This is a genomic window from Psychrobacter sp. van23A (assembly GCF_030845275.1).
Lineage (GTDB): Bacteria > Pseudomonadota > Gammaproteobacteria > Pseudomonadales > Moraxellaceae > Psychrobacter > Psychrobacter faecalis.
Genome location: NZ_CP132595.1, coordinates 240,706 through 259,421, shown reverse-complemented (window position 1 = coordinate 259,421; position 18,716 = coordinate 240,706). Strand labels below are relative to the sequence as shown.

The following is an 18,716-nucleotide window of genomic DNA, read 5'->3' as shown; positions in this document are numbered from 1 at the left end:
CTTAGGATTTAAGCATCTTTTTGATAGACAACTCTAAAGACAAATACGTACCAAATAATATCACCACCGAACCGATAATCGCTGGCGTGCCTAAAGCTTCACCAAGCAGCAGATAGCCTAAAATAATGGCAAAAATCGGAATGACTAAGGTAATACTGGTCGCGCGCATCGGACCGATACTTTTGATGAGTTGATTCATAAAAATCAGCGCGATGGCGGTTGAGAAGACGCCGATACAAATGACTGACGTCCAAGCAGTGAGGCTAATGGTTTTGCCATAGGGAAACTCATACACCGCTATCGGCAGCATAATAATACTGGCAATGATAAGCGAGCCTGCGGTAATCGCCACCGGCGAGACATCGTATAAATAGTTTCTGGTGATATTGGCGCCGACCGCATAACCGACACAGGCCAATAATGCATAGCCCATCGGCAGTAACCCTGAACCTGACTCAGCGCCCTGCCCGCTGCCGCCAAATAAGTTCTCACTCATCAAAATAATCACGCCGATAACGCCAATGATTAAGCCGATAATTTGTTTTTTTGACAAACGGTCTTTAAAAAAGGTGCTGGCGATAAAACCACTCATCATCGGTACGGACGCATTAAGCACTGCCAACACCCCAGCATTGACCGAGCGCGCTGAAAAGGCAAATAGGATAAAAGGGATAGCGGCAGAAAACAGTCCGACTAGGGTCAAAACTTTCCAGTTATCACGGATACCTGCTCTGTTTTTTGGGCTGATTAAGACAAAAACCAGCATGGTCAAGCCAGCTAGCACCACGCGCAAACTGGCAAATGCTAGCGAGCCAAATTCTGGCACGCCGACACGGTAAAAAATAAAGGACAGCGACCACATAAAGGACAATGTCATAAAAATAATGAGGTCGCGGTTGGACATGGGTAAATCCTATCAAGCGTTAGACTAAAAAAACCACGATGATAACTGGTTACACGCTTGAGAGCTGTTGTTTTTTTATACTGCTTGCAGATTTTTTATGGCTTTACCTTATCCAAAATAAAATCAATATCCTTATCGCCGCGCCCTGATAAATTGACCAAAATCGTCTCATCCGCTGACATATCTTTGGTGATTTTCATCGCATAGGCAATGGCGTGCGCCGACTCTAAAGCCGGAATGATACCTTCAAGGCGTGATAGCGCCATAAAGGCTTGTAAACATTCTGCATCAGTCGCCGACTCATAGAATGAGCGACTCAGATTAGAAGTTCATGTCCTCAATACCACGGGCGGCATCGATAAAGTTGAGCATTACACTTGCGATAAGCTCTTCCTTAATGCTGGCAGTACGGGCACCTCAGAGCTATTATTAAAAAGCCAAGCGGAAGGCAAGCTTACTAAGCTAAACGAGCATATTGGCCAGCATTGGGGCCCAAACGGTAACATCATGACGGGGCGCAATTTTGTCCACGCCGCGGGCACCACCCAATCGACCATTCCGGTTAAAGGCATCAATATGTGGGACGGCGATAGAGATGGCTCAAAGTACAAAATCTTTGCCGAACTCGCGCCATTACCGCTAGGGCTTGAGACATGGACGACGCTATATCTCGCCATCACTGATAATCCAGAACGCGGTAACTATTACTATGATAAGGCCACAAAAACCGTCAAACTCAACTGGAAACGCGAGCAAAACGAGTACTCAGTAAATGCGGCCAAAGAGCTGATCGAAAGACTCGCCAAAGTAAATGGTGGCTCGACATCAAGCTTATTATTTACCAAAGGCTTCGGCGATAACTTCTGCTATCACCCGCTTGGCGGCTGTGTATTAGGCTTGGCGACTGATGAATTTGGACGCGTCAAAGGGCACGAAAATATCTACGTGCAAGATGGCGCATTAATCCCCGGTAGCGCTGGCGTCAATCCGTATGTGTTTATTACGGGGCTTGCTGAGCGTAATATGGCGGCTATTCTGAGGGAAGATTTTGGGTAGGTTATTAGTAGTGTAGAATTTGCTAACATAATATACACGTTTCTACTAATAGGAATAAGGCTAATGGTAACTTGTGTGTAGGGTCTGTGCTTGTGAGCAAATTCTAGCTTTCCCCCGAACCTAATTTTTTAATTGCTTTATCAATATTTTGTAATTGCTCATTAGTTTTTATTAAACTTTCTGAAATCTTCTTATCCCAGTTTGAATCAGAAATATCTGTTCCGTGAAATGCTTCAACGAAAAGCTGAGACGAACTCGATGATCTATTAAACCAAGTCATAGAATTAGCTCTTCTGTACTTAGCTTTAACTATAATATTATTACCTCCAATATATTTTTTTAACCCTCCATATTGCCCCCAAGAAATAATAATTTTTTGGTTAGGGGCTAAGAAAGGAATTCCATCTACGATAGGCCCAGATATCATTGTTTTTGGCATGCTCTGAGGTTCTTCTATAGTGAAAGCTTTTTCAGGTAAATCTCTAGACGTTTCAAAACTTATATTTTCTGCTGGCCCTTTACCTATGTTCTCAATAATTAAAATAATAAGTGATGGTCGCTTTTTATCTGTATCTACATAAACAATAACTTCTGGATCGGTTGACGAACGGTAGACCGCATAAGTTATGGCAGCTGAGGCCGTTGCTATTAAAGCTATAAACACAGATATCCAATTTGCCAAATCTATTTGCATGCATAACTCTCCAACTAAGTTAAAATTGTGTTTATTCTAAACATTTTCTTTCCACTCGCTCATTCGTCGTTGAGATATTTCTACAGCACTGTCGGAAAACAGTTCAGGATAGCGAAGTATTACTGCTTCGAAAGCATAGGCTTCCAAGCCCATCTCTAATAATGCGGTATAACCTTTTGTCTCAGATTTACGATCAACGGCGCGCTCGACAGCATTAATTATTCCGTATTTTTGAATCATTGGCCAAGTTCTAGATGCGCGTGTTTTCTTACCATTTTTGGCACTTAGCACCTCTTCATAAGCATAGACTGCTTTTATAGCTTCTTTCTCTGCCGACGTTTCAGCACCATAGTTTTCAGCTTTTAAGTGAATAGCTCGTTCTTTTGCTTGTTTTACCAAATCTTCTCTGCCTGCATTCAAAGCATTTTTAGCAAAAATCTCACATTTCTTAGGAGTATCTAAGTTTTTTATCCTTTCATCCATAACCAAGTCTCTTCTTATGCATCAGTTAGCTGGTTTGAACCAATGCTATTTGTCACTTAATATCAGTCGTAATCATAACAGAAAGACTAAAAATAAGTTAACTTCTTAAAACCTCAGACTTAAACCGCTCCCATACCACACACCCATTGAATTCCAACCACGCATCGGCAACAATGACAGTATCTATTGATAACATTCAATCTAGAATAATTATTCAAGAAAAAGGATAAGTAATGAAACTGCGCATTTTAAAGTCTGCTGTGACCAACCCTTGGTTCAACCTTGCGACCGAGGATTGGATATTTAATACGCTCAATCCCGACTCGCACACGCTATTCTTATGGCGCAATAGCGAGACCGTGGTCATTGGGCGCTCGCAAAACCCGTGGGTGGAGTGCAAAATCGATAAGATGGAAGCCGACGAGGTGTTTTTGGCACGGCGGCAGAGTGGCGGCGGCGCGGTGTTTCATGATTTGGGCAATACCAACTTTACCTTTTTATCACCCAAAGACGACTATGACCAAGCAGCGAACTTTACCATTATCATCAATGCGCTAAAAAAATTGGGCATAGACGCGGATTTATCTGGGCGTAACGACATGCAAGTCGGCGATAAAAAAATATCAGGTAGTGCCTTTAAACACGCGGCGGATCGTAGCTTTCATCACGGGACTTTATTAGTTAATGCCAACATGCAAAAGCTAGGCGATTATCTCAACCCCCATCCCCTTAAGCTCAAAGCCAAAGGCATCAAGTCGGTGCGTGCGCGCGTTGCTAACTTAGTTGAGTTTAATGAAGACATCAATCACGAGACCTTATCTAATGCGATTATCGAGGCATTTTGCGAATACTATCGTGACACTGATTATGGCGACACTACGCCAGTAGAAGAATTGGATGAAGCCAGTCTCGCCAAGCAGCCGACACTCAATAAATACTATCAGCAAATGGCAGATTGGGATTGGCGTTTTGGTAAGACGCCTGAATTTAGCCATCATATCGAGACGCGATTTGATTGGGGCATTATTGATTTGCACCTTGATGTGAAACAAGCAGTGATACGCGATGTTGTCATTTTCTCTGATGCGCTAAACGTTGAGTTGATTGATTTGTTAAAAGAGACATTGACTGACATTAAATATAATAGACATGAAGTAAAAGCCACGCTTGCTGAATTAAGCAAAGCGCATCCTGATTTGGCAGCGCAAATTGATGATGTCTCTAATTGGTTAATTGGCGAGATGGAAGGTTAGATTTTTGCTTGTTATTTATAGTGAGTAAAGAGTTTCTATTTCTTATTACCGTCAGCATTTTAATCGCCTTTATACTTTGCATGGATTAAGCTTGCTGCCTAAATCACACCCTTAGATAAACTTAAGTTTGATATTTAACGCTCTAGCCATCTATAATGTCAGGCAAATAATAGACTCGAGTTAAGAGTTTACACTTTGGGCATTTAAGCAAGGTAGCACTATGGCAGCCTATATCACCGTCGGCGCAAAGACCTCTCACGGTGGGACGGTCATCTCCGGCTCACCGCGCACCACTCATAACGGCATCCCTGTTGCCCGTAAAGGCGATAAAGTCATCTGTAAAAAGTGTAAAAAGGTCACCACTATTGTTAGTGGTGATGCTTCCTTTATCGTCGATGGTGCGCCTATCGCACGTGGTGGCGATGTCACCAGCTGCGGCGCGAAGCTGATTGCGACTCAGCAAGCGTTTGCAGAGTCTGACTTTGATGTTGGCAGTATTGCGCAGGCAGAACCTTTGGTGTTTCCTAAAACTGATCCAGAAACTGTACTTTCTAACTTTGCAGCTTCTGACAACAAAGATTCTGAAGATGAAATGTCTGATGAGGAGTTAGGGATTTGGGTTGACGTATCTACTGAACAAGCATTGAAAGACAGTGGGCTTTGGGCAGGAGCAGGTACTCCTGAAGAACTAATTTATCAAGAACGTCTTAATTCTCTATGGGTAGATGTCAATGGTGATCGTGCGAAATACCATGAAGGTGTGCAAAAAATTGGAGATGAAGCGGGATTGGTTTTTGATATTATGTCATTTCCGCTAGGTTGGGGTGCTCTATCTGCTAAGACTAGCGTTAAAGCTGGACAGTACGTGATTCGAAAACGAGCGTTAAGTAATAACAATATCTACAGAGACTCTGAAAAAGGTTTCGACTGGACTTCTACTAAGAAAAGATCTCCTAATACAAACCTAGCAGAGCATTGGAGTAAACATAGCAAAGAATTTCCTGAGCTAAAATCTCAAAATGACTACTATCGTCATGCTCAAGAGTTTGTGAGTGACCCTCCGCGTGGAACTTTAAATAAAACAAGAAAGAATGGTGATACGGTTTTATATAATCCGAAAACAAACACATTTGCCGTCAAAACGAAAGATGGTGCACCTCGAACAATTTTTAAGCCTGATGCTTCCACACATCCCTACTCAACTAATTTGGAATATTTTCATGCTCAATAGAGAGTTACACAGTTGTAAAATATGCGGTTACTATGATGAGGATTTCTTGCCATGGGGTCTAGACGGTGAATTCCCATTATATGAAATATGTCCTTGTTGTGAAGCGGAGTCTGGTTATGAGGACTTTACCTTAGAATCCATTATTCATAATCGTAACAAGTGGGTTGAATCTCCAAAATTTAGATCGAATGAGAAATATAGAGAACAATTAGTTAACTACTTGGAATATTTAAAACAGATTAAATAACCTAGTTTTGAAAAATATAATTAAGTATGTAGGAAAATAATCAGTGAAAATAAGAGGTAAAGAGTATAAGTTATCTGATATTTCACTTATTGCTTTCGTTATTATTTTATTTATATGGACTGTAGACTTAGAACCAAATAAAGAGCTTGAAATATACCAACAAGAATTGGTTGAGAAAGAAAGCTGGCTTATATCCGAACTTGATAATATTGCTAAGTTTATGAACTTCAAAGTAAGCGATAATATTCATTCTAATAGGGATGTATGGTACACATCCAGATATGCAAGCCCCGAGTTTGAAAAGAATAGACTATTACATTTACATGGCTTTCTTCTTAAAGAAGGCTGGGTAGATATGACTTATAAAATTGACAGAAATGATTATATAGCTAATACCTCAAGTAGATCTGATAAAACAGCCAAACGTGTCCGTATTCTATGTAAGGATAAAGCTACCATTTTTATGTATATGACTGACATGCAAAATGATTACATTATTGATTTATTTAAAGCTCGTACTTTGGTGGAGCTTAAGTATGATTATAACCTTCCTTGCTACAATTTAGGTCAATAATAGCTTTTGAATTATACATCGTAAAATTAAACTCTTTGAGCTAATACTTAATCAGTTTTCTACTACAAGACTTTGTAACAAACTACCTAGGAGAGCATTAATGCATCTAAAAAAACATAACGTCCTAGCTCAGTCTTTATTACTGACCACGTTATTCTCTGTATTTGATGGCTGCTGCTTGCTCAGCAGAGCCATCAAATACAGAGATACTTTCCAACCAAAATGCACCTGCTGAAATATACGAACTCGTGCTAGCCTACTACGAGGGCGACTCAGTTACTGTAGGTAATGACAAAGCTTTTGAACTGTTTCAAAAAGCTGCTTGATCAAGGGTTACGCTCGTTTAAGTCAATTTACGGATACTTGAATTCTGCCATTTTCGAAAAAAAGATAAAAATATAGCTGAACCAATCAACGCCATAAACATATCAGACTGCGTATCCCAGACATAACCTTGCGTGCCCAAAAAAGCTTCTGCATCGCTGCCAATGGCTAACGCTACCCACCATTCTATCAGCTCATAAAAAGCACTAAACGCCAAACAAACGGACATCACAAAGACCAATAACCAACGCTCATTTTTCACCACATTTAAGCGCAGTAAAATTTCTCTCACAATCCCTGCCGGTACAAACCCCTGAACGAAATGCCCCAATTTATCATAGTGATTGCGCTCCCAACCAAACCAGTTGGCGATAGTATCAAACAGAGGTACTTCAGCATAAGTATAATGACCGCCTATCATTAATACGATGCAGTGCAGCAATATTAAGGAATACGTGAGCCTTGATAGGGTAAATCTTTGATAAGTCGCGGCTAGTATGCTCAAACCAATCAGCGCGGGCGCAACTTCCAAAACCCAAGTGAAATAATTTTTAGGTGCAATACCCGACCAAATCAGCACCGCAAAAAATACCACTAACCAAATGATCTTAAGCGAGCCATCATGCTCTCTATTTTTATTTGAATGATTCATGAAGGTTTTAATATTCCTTGTTAAAAATAGAAACTTTTATCACTATGCTTATTTTTCTGATTATTAATGATGTGTGATGGACTTAGCAATTTATGCTATTACTCACTCGCCTTATAAATAAACTCAAATTACTGCTCTAGTGGTAGATTATCCAAAATTATTTTCGCCTCCGTCACATACTGCCCTAAGTCTGGCTCCAAGTGAAAGCCTTCAACCGGTGTCGGTAAGCCTTTTTGTTTACCGAGTCTAACGACAATCGCGTTCTCTTCTGGCAGCACCAGTACCCGCTGACCTAAGTGACCAAGCATGGCATAAAACGGAATCGGACTATCCATATCCGTCCATACCGAATGGCCGTAAACTTGCGCTTGCCCGTCTGCGAATGCATCCACGTTTGGCGTAATCATAAAATCAACGTGCGCTTTACTAAGTAATTGCTCGCCTTGCCACTCACCACCATTTAATAATAGCTGTCCAAATTTGGCAAAATCTAATGCGCTAGCATTGAGACAGCAATATACTTTTTCGATGCTCGAAGCACCATCAAGCGACCAATAAGCATCGCCTTGCATGCCGAGAGGTTGCCAAAATTTCTCTTCTAAATAGCTAGAAATAGTATAGCCATGCGGCGCAAGCGCTCGCGATAAAGCTATGCCAAGCATTTGCGTGTCGCCTGATGAGTATTCAAACTGGCCGCCACATTCTTCTACAAACTTACGATTGACCATTTGCTTGACCAAGTCATGACCATAATAGGATTCAGCCGTCGGGTTGATGGGAAAGTAATAATCTTCCGTCCAATCATAGCCCGAGGTCATCGCCGAGAAATCTGCTAAGGTACAGTTCTGCGCATATTGATTGTCCGCATATTCAGGTAGCCACTTGGTAATTGGCTCATCAATGCTTGATATATAACCATCTTCTACCGCTTTGAGATACAGCATGGTAGTGACAGTTTTTGCCATAGAAAAGCTATTGGTGTGCGAATCAGCACCATAACCTTGCCAGTAGTTTTCGTACAGCAGTTTGCCGTCTTTGATAATGGCAAAGGCAACGGTTTCATCGGTATCTAAAGCATTTTGCAAAGTCGGCGTGAGTTTGACCTGCTGAAAGTTGGCAACTTTTTCCCATTCGATAGGATTTTTTGCGCGGATAGTACGATTATCAAAATCGACATAATCGTCAATATTGGCAGTGTTTTCACCTTTAAGATAAGTAAGCTGTAGCCCTCGAAAGATATAAGCGTTACCCGTCACTACTAAGCTCAAGCTGATAATAATGAGTAGCGCTACAATAGGCAAAACGATCCATTTAAACAGGGTCTTTAACACTACCATTATAAAATCCTTTTTTATGGCGTGAGTAATGAGTACGATTGAGTATCGCTGATGGGTTAGCGTAGCATTTATAGGTTATTTACGAGTGACAATGCTATATTCATATTCAGCTTTAGAACAATGGTATCAATTTTCGAAATTAAGCATTAAACGATGAGAGTAACATGAAAAAATCAACCGTAATTATTATTACTACTTTAGGTGTTTGTCTACTATCTAATCATGCAAACTCAGCAAGTTTTGATTGTAAAAAAGCCAGCACTTGGGTAGAAAAAACTATTTGCCAAAGTCCTGAGCTTTCTAAGCTCGATGACGCAATGGCGAAGAAATATAGAGCTAATCTCAATGATGGAGCTAACGAAGAAGACAGCGAAAGCTATAAAAACAATGTGATTATAGATCAAAAATTATGGTTAAATTTTCAACGAAATACCTGTAAAGATACTAAGTGCCTTAAACGTGAGTATGAAGAACATATCGGAGAAAAGACAGATTCTAACTGGAACGATGATTTAGATTCTTCTGATTTGCCTAATAAAAATGCGTTTGGAGAATTTTCTAAAAACTTCCAGATTTCAATCTATAATTTAGATGGTCAGCGCAAAAATACTTTGCAAGACGCAACGAATACTTTATCTATTAATAAGGTTGATAATAAACCTCATCTTTCTGTAATTGAAAGTGACTTAGTTTTTAATAACTTACACACCTGTGGAATTGAAGAAAGTATTGCAACATGGTCACGGAACCACTGGGCGATTCATGATAATAGTCAAGATAAAGAAGTTAGGTTAATGTTGTATCCTGCACTCTATCAAGGTAAAAGTCAGTTACTCTTAAAAGACGTTGATTATCAATTTAGTTCAGGGCGTTGTGGGGTGCGCGGCTATTTTGACGGAATTATATTAGAGCGAGAGTAAATAACTTTGGACTAGAAATATACTCTAAAAGCTTAAAACCTAGAAACAAAAAAACGGCAGGAAATTGCTCCCCTGCCGTCTGCGAATCTTACACTACGACTTTAAATCATCAATTATATCGCTGCCGCAACCTCAGCACCATCTCTTATAGCACGTTTAGCATCCAGCTCCGCAGCAAGTTTAGCACCGCCAATCAAATGATATTGTGCGTCTGGTGCATCACCGACATTTGGCATCAGCTCAACCACTGATTCTTGACCAGCACAGACCACGATGCTATCGACACGTAACAGCTGGCTTTGACCTTGATTGTTAGTAATCCAAATACCTTCGTTGGTAATTTTGTCGTACTGCGCACCTGATACTTGGATGACGCCATGCGACTTAACATGAGCACGATGCACCCAGCCCGAGGTTTTATTGAGCCCACTGCCCAAGCGACCTTTAGTACGCTGCATTAAGTACACTTGGCGTACAGGTTTAATGCCTTCAGGTTTAATCAAGCCGCCATCTGCCTGATAGTTAGTATCAGACGTCACGCCCCACTCTTCGCGCCAATCGCTGATTGACTGCGGTTTTGGACGATAGCTTGGGTCTTTTAGCAATTCAGGACCAAGCTCATCTAATGGCTGCCCATGATTGGCGGTTAGATATTCACTAACATCAAAGCCGATACCGCCCGCACCGATGACCGCGACGGTTTCACCCACGGATTTTTCACCAGAAAGCAATTCAGCATAGCTAATGACTTGTGGTAAATCTGCACCTTCCAATTTGCCTTTTAGGCTTCTTGGCACCACGCCAGTTGCGACAATGACATGATGGAACTTGGCCTTCTCGAGCATCGCTTTATCAACTTTGGTATTAAGTTTAATCTCAACACCTAAGTGCTCAAGCTCATTGATATAGTAGCGAATGGTTTCAAAGAATTCTTCTTTACCAGGTATGACTTTAGCATAGTTAAACTGACCGCCCAAAATATCTTTTGCTTCAAATAGGGTGACGTCATGACCACGCAAAGCTGCAACGTGAGCGGCTGACATGCCAGCGACACCGCCACCGATGACCGCCACTTTTTTAGGCTTTTTGGTTTTCTTATAAACCAATTCTGTCTCATAGCAGGCTTGTGGGTTGACCAAACAGGTTGAGCGTTTATTTTCAAAAGTATGGTCAAGACAGGCTTGGTTACAGGCGATACAGGTATTGATACGATCGGCTTGACCTTCTTTAGCTTTATTGACCCAATGCGGATCGGCTAAGAACGGACGCGCCATCTGAATCATATCCGCTTGCCCACTGGCAACGATTTCTTCCGCTGTTTCTGGCATATTGATACGGTTGGCTGCCATCATTGGAATATTAATATGCTTTTTAATTTCAGCAGTGAAATCAACAAACGCCGCGCGTGGTACGCTAGTGACAATGGTCGGTACGCGCGCTTCATGCCAGCCAATTCCAGTATTCATAATGGTCACGCCCGCTTCTTCTAGCGCTTTAGCAACAGTGATGACTTCATCCATAACGTTACCGTCTTTGACCAAATCGATCACTGACAAGCGGAATAGGATAATAAAATCTTCACCCGTTGCTTCGCGAACTGCTTTGACCACATCGACCGCAAACTTCATGCGATTTTGAATATCGCCGCCGTATTCGTCGGTACGTTTATTGACATGACGCGATAAAAACTGATTGAGCAAGTAACCTTCAGAGCCCATGATTTCAACGCCATCATAACCCGCTTGTTTGGCAAGTTTGGCACAGCGCGCATAGTCTTTAACGGTTTGTTCGATATTTTTGATGCTCATCTTACGCGGTTTAAACGGCGAGATTGGCGATTTAATCGGGCTTGCTGACACGGCAAACGGATGATAACCATAGCGACCACTGTGCAAGATTTGCATGATGATTTTGCTGTCATATTTATGCGCCGCACGGGTGACGCGTTGATGATTAATGACGTCAGCGCGGGTGTTCATGGTGCCGCCAGCAGGGAGCAACCAGCCTTCGCGATTGGGCGATATGCCCCCGGTAATCATCATCGCCACGCCGCCTTTGGCACGTTCGGCAAAATACGCCGCCAGCTTGCCGTAATTATAAAAACGGTCTTCAAGCCCCGTATGCATCGAGCCCATCACCATGCGGTTTTTAAGTGTAGTAAAGCCCAAATCCAGCGGCTCAAATAAATGCGGGTAGTGCTCGTTGGTGCTGGCGGTCTCAATGGTATTGGCAGTGCGGCTGGCGGTCATATCATTTTCCTTATGAATGAATTAACAAACTACGTTCTGAAAACAGAAAAGTCACGGGATTTAGCGTTGCTGCTATCGTAACACACCGCTATTATCATCAGCTATGCGGACAAGCGACTGATGAGTGAGCACTATCTTGATACCAATCCTAGACAATCAGATGTTTACCTCGACTTTATGGCTTTTATTAAGCAAACCTCATAAAACCCGCCCAATTTTTGGGGCGATTGGCTATAATAGCGTGAGCGTTGTCAATATTTAACGTGTTTTATAACGACCGTTTTTATGACAATTGTTTTTATGACAACGGCTTCTATAATAGCCGCTTCGCTAAATCCCTGCACCATCGAATACCCGCAATACGATAAAGGACTATCCCCATGACAGACTTTCACACCGGTCTTGGCAAAAACGCTGCCAATCACCAACCGCTGACCCCTATCGATTTTATTATCCGCAGCGCGCAGGTTTATCCTGACAAGACTGCAATTATCTACGACGACCTAGAGCATAATGAGCTCACGCAGACATGGCAACAGACTTATGATCGCTGTCGTCAATTGGCCGATGGTCTGCGTAAATTGGGTATCGATAAAAATGACACGGTGGCGGTGATGATGCCGAACACGCCAGCGATGGTCGAATGCGCCTTTGGCGTGCCAATGTCAGGCGGCGTGCTTTGTACCCTTAATACCCGACTTGATATCAATGCCCTAACCTTTTGCCTGCAACACTCTGAAGCCAAAGTATTGATTTTAGACAGCGAGTTTGCTGAGCATGCTGAGATTATTGATGAAGCTTTTCCCAACCTCATCGTGATTCATGCGACCGATAAAGCGCTTGATATCGAGCGTTTTGGCACTATGAGTTATGAAGAGTTAATCGCCAGCTCAGACAATTTGGATAATTGGGAAAAACCGCTCAATGAATGGGATGCCATTGCGCTCAACTATACTTCTGGCACCACTGGTAAGCCCAAGGGCGTGGTCTATCATCATCGCGGTGCCACGCTCAATGCCGTGTCTAATATTTTAGATTGGGATATGCCCAAGCATCCCATGTATCTATGGACGCTGCCACTATTCCATTGTAATGGTTGGTGTTTCCCATGGACCATCGCTGAGCGCGCGGGCGTCAACGTCTGCTTACGTAAAATTGACGCTGATTTGATTTTGCAGCTGATTGCCAAGTATAAAGTCAGCCATTATTGCTCAGCGCCCGTGGTGCACAATATGATTGCCGGCGGTAAGCCTGAGTATAAAGAAGCCATTAACCATGAAGTCAAAGGCTGGGTCGCTGGTGCGCCGCCGTCTGAAACTATGCTCGCTGCTATGGAAGCCATGGGCTTTCATATCTCACATGTTTATGGCCTCACCGAAGTTTATGGTCCGGTCACTGTTTGTGCTGAGCAAGAAGAATGGGATGCGCTTGATGTCGCTGCTCGTGCGCAGAAAAAATCTCGTCAAGGAGTGACCTCGCATTTGATGACAGGCTTTGAGCTGTTTAAACAAGGGACCACTGAACCCGTTGCTGCTGATGGCGAAGAGATGGGCGAGCTGGCACTGCGCGGTAACATGGTGATGAAAGGCTATCTTAAAAGCCGAAAAGCCACTGAAGAAGCCTTTGTCGATGGTTGGTTCCGTACCGGTGATTTGGGCGTCAAATACCCTGACGGCTATATCAAAATCATGGATAGGCTTAAAGACATCATCATCTCAGGTGGCGAAAATATCTCTAGTATCGAAGTCGAAAACGTCTTATATAAAATGCCGGAAATCCAAAGCTGTGCGGTCGTTGCCGCGCCGCATGATAAATGGGGCGAAGTGCCCATCGCCTTTATCGAAATTCATGCTGGTAGCACTTTGCAACGCGATCATGTCATGGAGCATTGCAAGCAATATTTGGCTGGATTTAAAGTGCCGAAATATATTATCTTTGCTGAAATTCCGAAAACTAGTACCGGTAAAGTACAGAAGTTTGAGCTACGCCAAGCCGCCAAATCATTGGCGCACGAAACGCCAAAAGTTACGGCTAGCGCTAAATAATAGCTTTTGAAAAACTTGCACTTTGAGCAATTTGCATAAAACAGGGTCAGTCTTATGATTAGGCTGACCCTTTTTTCTTGAACTAAGAACGTAAAACTTATTCTTGTAGACAGTCTGCTATAAAATAAACACAGAGCTACTGGTATTCATTTTGCGCAGCCTCTGTCTGCGTAGGCACAGCAAGCAAGGAAAATGAATACCAGTAGCGCGTTATCATACTTGTACTAATTTTATTTAGGACTGACTATAGCCAAACAACTAATTCAACTTTGGTTCAAGCCATTGATAAACCAACATACCCATTATCATTGCTGGAATAAAGACATACGCTTGCCATTGTCCTGTCCCAAGTAGCACGATACCCGGTCCTGGGCAGATACCCACAAGTCCCCAACCGATACCAAACATCATCGCGCCGATTAGCAACTTTTTATCAATCACCGTCTTACTTGGTAATAAGATAAAAGTGCCCACCCAGCTGGTCTTTTGCCATTTGGCTAATTGCACACCGATTATCGCTACTATTAAACCGCCGCCCATCACCAGTGCCAAGGAGATATCCCACGCGCCAAAGACGTCCAAAAAGCCTTGTACTTTAGCAGGGTCGGTCATCCCTGATATCAGCAGTCCAAAACCGAATAATAATCCTGCTACTAATCCAATTATATTTTTTAGCATTTTTTCTCACACCTAATGTATTAATCCAAGCGGTTATAAATAACGTGCTGTCTATGCGATTTTTAAATCAAACCCAAAACATGGCGACCGATATAAACGGTTAAGATACCAAACAACATAAAGGTCACTGTCGCCGCCATCGAACGTGGTGACAGTCGCGCATTACCGCAAATACCGTGGCCACTGGTACAGCCTGAACCGAAACGCGTGCCAAAACCAACCAGTAACCCTGCGCCAATTAACAGCGGTAATGACGTGGTGATTTCTATATCAGGCAAAGGTCGAGCCAAACTGTAAAGTAAAGGCGAGATGATAAGGCCTGCGATAAACAGTACCTGCCACATCTCTATATTTTTGGGTTTTAGTACACTTGACACGATACCGCTGATACCCGCAATACGGCCAATACCCAACAGCAAAATGACAGTCGCCACCCCTAGCATCAGTCCGCCTACTAAGGAGATTGGCGTAAATGCCTGCCAGTCTATTTGTATACTCATAATGTTTACCTAAGCCAATTTATCAAACACAGTTTTAAATTCGTTTTATATAAATACATTATATAATAAAATATAATAAATAGGTAAAAAAATACTGAGATCTGTTTAACAGAACTCAGTATTGTTACCTAACTTATAGTAAAAATTATGCAGGCTGCTCTGCCAATACTTCATCAAGCGCTTTTTCAAAACGTTGTACCGCTCCGTCGACATCGGTCAATTTATCAAGACCAAATAGACCTAAACGGAAAGTTTTAAAGTTCTCAGGCTCGCCTACTTGTAGCGGGACACCAGCGGCGATTTGCATGCCAGCTTCAGCAAAGGCGCTACCTTTATGCATGTCATCACGGTCAGTATAAGCAACGACAACACCCGGTGCTTCAAAACCTTCTGCCGCCACGCTTTCAATGCCTTTGTCCGCCAATACTTTACGAATACGCTTACCAAGCTCCCACTGCGCCTCGCAAAGTTTATCAAAGCCGACTTCCTTAGCTTCATGAACGGTATCGCGGAACTGGCGTAAGCTATCGGTTGGCATGGTTGCATGATAAGCGTGACCGCCATTTTCATAGGCGCGCATGATATTTAACCACTGTTTTAAATCTAGGCTAAAACTATCAGATTCAGTGCTCTCTACTTTTTGCACAGCCGCGTCGCTGAGCATCACCAGACCTGCGCCCGGCGTGCTGCTCCAGCCTTTTTGCGGCGCGCTAATCAGCACGTCAATACCCAAGTCTTTCATATCAAGCCAGACGCAACCCGAGGCAATACAGTCAATGACCAATAGACCGCCAACGCTATGAACAGCCTCGGCCAATGCTTTGATATAGTCTTCTGACAAAATTATGCCTGATGAGGTTTCAACATGAGGGGCAAAAACGATGGCAGGTTTTGTTTCTTTGATTTTAGCAACCGCTTCATCGATAGCAACTGGAGAAAACGGCTTTGGCGTCTCACCCTCTTCACGATTGGCAGTTAATACTGTAGACGACTTGGCAATTTTGCCCTTGTCTAAAATTTGCGTCCAACGATAGCTAAACCAACCATTACGGATAATCAGGCAATCTTCATCATTGGCCAATTGACGTGCCACGGCTTCCATACCATAAGTGCCAGAGCCCGGTACAATCGCCACCGCATCAGCGTTATAGACTGACTTTAAGTTGCTAGATAAGTCATTCATTACTTGCTGAAAGACTTTTGACATGTGGTTTAAGGCGCGGTCAGTATAGACCACCGAATATTCTAATAAGCCATTTGGATCAATATCTTGACGTAATGCAGTCATAGGACGCTCCTAGTTTATAGTTAGGCAATATAGGTATTGGCAAATTCTAGTAATAACGAGCCGAATACTACGATAGATAGTATTTATCGGGCCCTCATATCGAGTAATCATCGAGAGTATGACGCAGGGTTGACGATATAGCGCTTTATCCTAGCGCTATTGCCGTTGACGAGTATGTCGTGTGCGCTTTATTTTTATTTTAAACAGTACTACTATTCTAAACAGTACTACAGACGATAGGCGCGCCATTATGAGACCGTGAATGACAGCCTATTGAATTATCAATACTGAGAATTAATGAAATGAGAAGATATTAAGAGGCAATTGATAAAATTAGACTTTGAAAAAAAGCCAAAATTAATTGATTAAAGGCTCATTATAAATAACCGCTACCACATAACCAAAAATTATCGCCACTTAATATACTCATAACAACTTGATATTAGCACTGATAATGCAGGTTGACAACGCTCAGCTTGCATAAGTCGAAAGCTTAGCCAATTTATGACTTTTAAAGATAAACCGTTTCAAAACGAAGAGTTTTAAAAGAAACGGTTTTAAGAGAAATAATAGGAAAAATAATTAGTGCATTAAAAGGAGTAATGCTTACTGACGACGACCACGATGCGCGTCTTGTAATCCCGAGACCACAAAATCTAGCAATTCATTGTCACCTTCGCGTGCCGCTTTACGCATCAGCTTCGAGGGCGCATGGGTCAGCGTCTGGGTTAAACGCCGCGATAGCTCAGTGATAATAGCTTCAGGGCTGGCGTTATCTTGTTGCAGCTTAGCAATGGATTCATGCAGCAGCTTATCGACTTGGTCATGGGTGCGCGCGCGATATTGTTGAATCTCTTTACCGACTTGGCGCACCTGAAAGCGCCGATCCATCTCAACCACCAACTGACTGACCAGCAGCTCAGCATCGACCGCTGCTTGCCGGCGCTGCTCAATATTACCAGCAATCACGTGTTGCAAGTCATCAACAGAATACAAATACACATCGTCGATACGGCTAATGGTAGAGTCGATATCGCGCGGCACCGCCAAGTCAATCATCAGCATCGGCTGATAACGCCGGCTTTTAAGCGCGCGCAAGGTCATGGTCTTATCAATCAATATATCCATACTGCCGCTACAACTACTGACGATATCAGCTTCTGCCAATACTTGCGGCAACTCTTGCAGCGATTTCACTTCTACCATACGCTCGGGTCGACGCAATTCGGCGGCCAACGCTTCGGCGCGCTCAGGATTGCGGTTACAAATAATGACCCGCCCGACCCCAAGCCCAGCGATATGCGTTGCCACCAAGCGATTCATCTCGCCTGCCGCAACAACCAATAACGTGCGATTGGGCAAATCGTCAAATATCTGCGTCACCAATTTGGCTGCAGCATAGCTCAGCGATACCGCTTGAGCGCCGACTTTGGTTTCGTTACGCACGCGTTTGGCAGCAGCAAATACTTGGTCAACAATCCAGCCGAGCCGATTGCTGAGCGCTTTTTGGTCTTGCGCCAAATGCACAGAACGTTTGATTTGACCAAGTATCTGCGGCTCACCCAATATCATCGAGTCAAGACCAGCAGCGACTCGCAGCCAATGAGTCAGCGCATGGGTATCACGATGCACATACAAATAAGGGTCAATTTCAGCTAAAGGTAACTGTTTAAAATCCGCCAGCCACGCTTTAATTTTTAAGATATGTGCGCTGATTGCCGCGGCAGAAGGCTGCGCACTAATGGCATTACTACTCGAGACAGCAGTTTGCTGCGCTGCTAAAGCCGCGCCTGATTCTGGCGATGCTGGGACTTGCGGAATCAGCGCATAAATCTCAGTACGGTTGCACGTCGAGACAATCACGCTACCATCGGTGAAGCGCTCTAGCTGCTGAAGGGCAATATTCACATCGTCACCGACAAGCGCCAAGCGCTCTCGCAGAGCGACTGGTGCGGTTTTGTGATTGACCCCAATGACCACTAATCTCATTATTGATAGACCATAAATATAACGTTTACCTGCTAGCCAAACGCTTTTAGAATGTGAAAAAACCTATTCAATCAGCAGTGCTAAAAAACAGTTTTTCACAGACAGCGCTTGCTAAACTGGCTGTGAAAAAACGTCTTTAATTAATACTTGCCAATATAAACGTCTAAAAAGCGCCTATTATATCATTATTGCTGGCTTTATTTAACAAGCAGCGTTGGGCGATGGTATTTGTCTGTATCTGGGCATGGCGACGATAAATCAACTGCTCCAAGGCTTTAAAATAAATGCCAGT

Annotated in this window: 17 protein-coding genes; 6 read left to right on the top strand and 11 right to left on the bottom strand. The window is 42.9% G+C overall.

Annotation, left to right across the window (positions count from 1 at the left end; translation table 11 throughout):
• Position 1 precedes the first annotated feature (1 nt).
• Both RAH45_RS01145 and RAH45_RS01140 read right to left on the bottom strand, forming a co-directional pair.
• Positions 2-904 carry a DMT family transporter gene (locus RAH45_RS01145; RefSeq protein ID WP_198329168.1) on the bottom strand — a complete coding sequence of 301 codons (903 nt, stop codon included), beginning with the start codon at positions 902-904 and terminating at the stop codon, positions 2-4.
• Between the two features lie 95 nt (positions 905-999).
• Positions 1,000-1,170: a hypothetical protein gene (locus tag RAH45_RS01140; RefSeq protein WP_373429171.1), complete on the bottom strand. Its 171-nt coding sequence runs from the start codon at positions 1,168-1,170 to the stop codon at positions 1,000-1,002.
• Positions 1,171-1,411: 241 nt separating this feature from the next.
• Between RAH45_RS01140 and RAH45_RS01135 the strand changes: the two genes are divergently transcribed.
• The gene (locus RAH45_RS01135; protein WP_227678337.1) at positions 1,412-1,960 is read left to right on the top strand and encodes a GMC oxidoreductase; all 549 of its coding nucleotides are present in this window, start codon (positions 1,412-1,414) and stop codon (positions 1,958-1,960) included.
• A 103-nt stretch (positions 1,961-2,063) separates the two neighbouring features.
• Here the strand turns inward: RAH45_RS01135 and RAH45_RS01130 are convergent, their stop codons facing one another.
• Both RAH45_RS01130 and RAH45_RS01125 read right to left on the bottom strand, forming a co-directional pair.
• Entirely contained in the window at positions 2,064-2,654 is a 591-nt protein-coding gene (locus RAH45_RS01130) for a DUF8453 domain-containing protein (protein WP_198329201.1), read from the bottom strand.
• Between the two features lie 36 nt (positions 2,655-2,690).
• The gene (locus RAH45_RS01125; protein WP_191690162.1) at positions 2,691-3,137 is read right to left on the bottom strand and encodes a hypothetical protein; all 447 of its coding nucleotides are present in this window, start codon (positions 3,135-3,137) and stop codon (positions 2,691-2,693) included.
• A gap of 233 nt (positions 3,138-3,370) precedes the next feature.
• Between RAH45_RS01125 and RAH45_RS01120 the strand changes: the two genes are divergently transcribed.
• The 3 genes from RAH45_RS01120 to RAH45_RS01110 all read left to right on the top strand — a co-directional run bounded on the left by RAH45_RS01120 (position 3,371) and on the right by RAH45_RS01110 (position 6,442).
• Positions 3,371-4,390, top strand: a complete 1,020-nt coding sequence (locus RAH45_RS01120) for a lipoate--protein ligase (RefSeq protein ID WP_198329202.1) — start codon at positions 3,371-3,373, stop codon at positions 4,388-4,390.
• A gap of 220 nt (positions 4,391-4,610) precedes the next feature.
• Entirely contained in the window at positions 4,611-5,621 is a 1,011-nt protein-coding gene (locus RAH45_RS01115; RefSeq protein ID WP_198329203.1) for a PAAR domain-containing protein, read from the top strand.
• Positions 5,622-5,911: 290 nt separating this feature from the next.
• Complete coding sequence (locus RAH45_RS01110) at positions 5,912-6,442, top strand: hypothetical protein (protein WP_201590155.1); 531 nt, start codon at positions 5,912-5,914, stop codon at positions 6,440-6,442.
• Positions 6,443-6,785: 343 nt separating this feature from the next.
• On the opposite strand, the gene RAH45_RS01105 is transcribed toward RAH45_RS01110, so the two are convergent.
• Together RAH45_RS01105 and RAH45_RS01100 are read right to left on the bottom strand one after the other, a co-directional pair.
• Positions 6,786-7,418: a DUF2238 domain-containing protein gene (locus RAH45_RS01105; protein WP_198327994.1), complete on the bottom strand. Its 633-nt coding sequence runs from the start codon at positions 7,416-7,418 to the stop codon at positions 6,786-6,788.
• Positions 7,419-7,546: 128 nt separating this feature from the next.
• Positions 7,547-8,755 (bottom strand): serine hydrolase domain-containing protein, encoded by a 1,209-nt coding sequence (locus tag RAH45_RS01100; protein ID WP_306495409.1) that lies wholly within the window; start codon positions 8,753-8,755, stop codon positions 7,547-7,549.
• Between the two features lie 164 nt (positions 8,756-8,919).
• Between RAH45_RS01100 and RAH45_RS01095 the strand changes: the two genes are divergently transcribed.
• Complete coding sequence (locus RAH45_RS01095; protein ID WP_306495408.1) at positions 8,920-9,675, top strand: lysozyme inhibitor LprI family protein; 756 nt, start codon at positions 8,920-8,922, stop codon at positions 9,673-9,675.
• A gap of 113 nt (positions 9,676-9,788) precedes the next feature.
• On the opposite strand, the gene RAH45_RS01090 is transcribed toward RAH45_RS01095, so the two are convergent.
• Positions 9,789-11,924, bottom strand: a complete 2,136-nt coding sequence (locus RAH45_RS01090; RefSeq protein ID WP_306495407.1) for an NADPH-dependent 2,4-dienoyl-CoA reductase — start codon at positions 11,922-11,924, stop codon at positions 9,789-9,791.
• Between the two features lie 380 nt (positions 11,925-12,304).
• Here RAH45_RS01090 and RAH45_RS01085 point away from each other — a divergent pair, with 380 nt between their 5' ends.
• On the top strand, positions 12,305-13,969 hold the full coding sequence (locus RAH45_RS01085; RefSeq protein WP_306495406.1) for an AMP-binding protein: 1,665 nt from the start codon (positions 12,305-12,307) through the stop codon (positions 13,967-13,969).
• A 258-nt stretch (positions 13,970-14,227) separates the two neighbouring features.
• Here RAH45_RS01085 and RAH45_RS01080 read toward each other — a convergent pair whose 3' ends face one another.
• From RAH45_RS01080 to hemA, 4 genes are all read right to left on the bottom strand, one after another.
• Positions 14,228-14,647, bottom strand: coding sequence for a DUF6691 family protein (locus tag RAH45_RS01080; protein ID WP_144296760.1), 420 nt, complete (start codon positions 14,645-14,647; stop codon positions 14,228-14,230).
• 62 nt (positions 14,648-14,709) lie between these two features.
• Entirely contained in the window at positions 14,710-15,147 is a 438-nt protein-coding gene (locus RAH45_RS01075; RefSeq protein WP_306495405.1) for a YeeE/YedE family protein, read from the bottom strand.
• Between the two features lie 145 nt (positions 15,148-15,292).
• A complete protein-coding gene (locus RAH45_RS01070; RefSeq protein ID WP_306495404.1) occupies positions 15,293-16,435 on the bottom strand; it encodes an aminotransferase class V-fold PLP-dependent enzyme in 1,143 nt (380 codons plus the stop codon).
• Between the two features lie 606 nt (positions 16,436-17,041).
• Positions 17,042-18,424: a glutamyl-tRNA reductase gene (gene hemA / locus RAH45_RS01065; protein ID WP_306495403.1), complete on the bottom strand. Its 1,383-nt coding sequence runs from the start codon at positions 18,422-18,424 to the stop codon at positions 17,042-17,044.
• Positions 18,425-18,716: the final 292 nt, after the last annotated feature.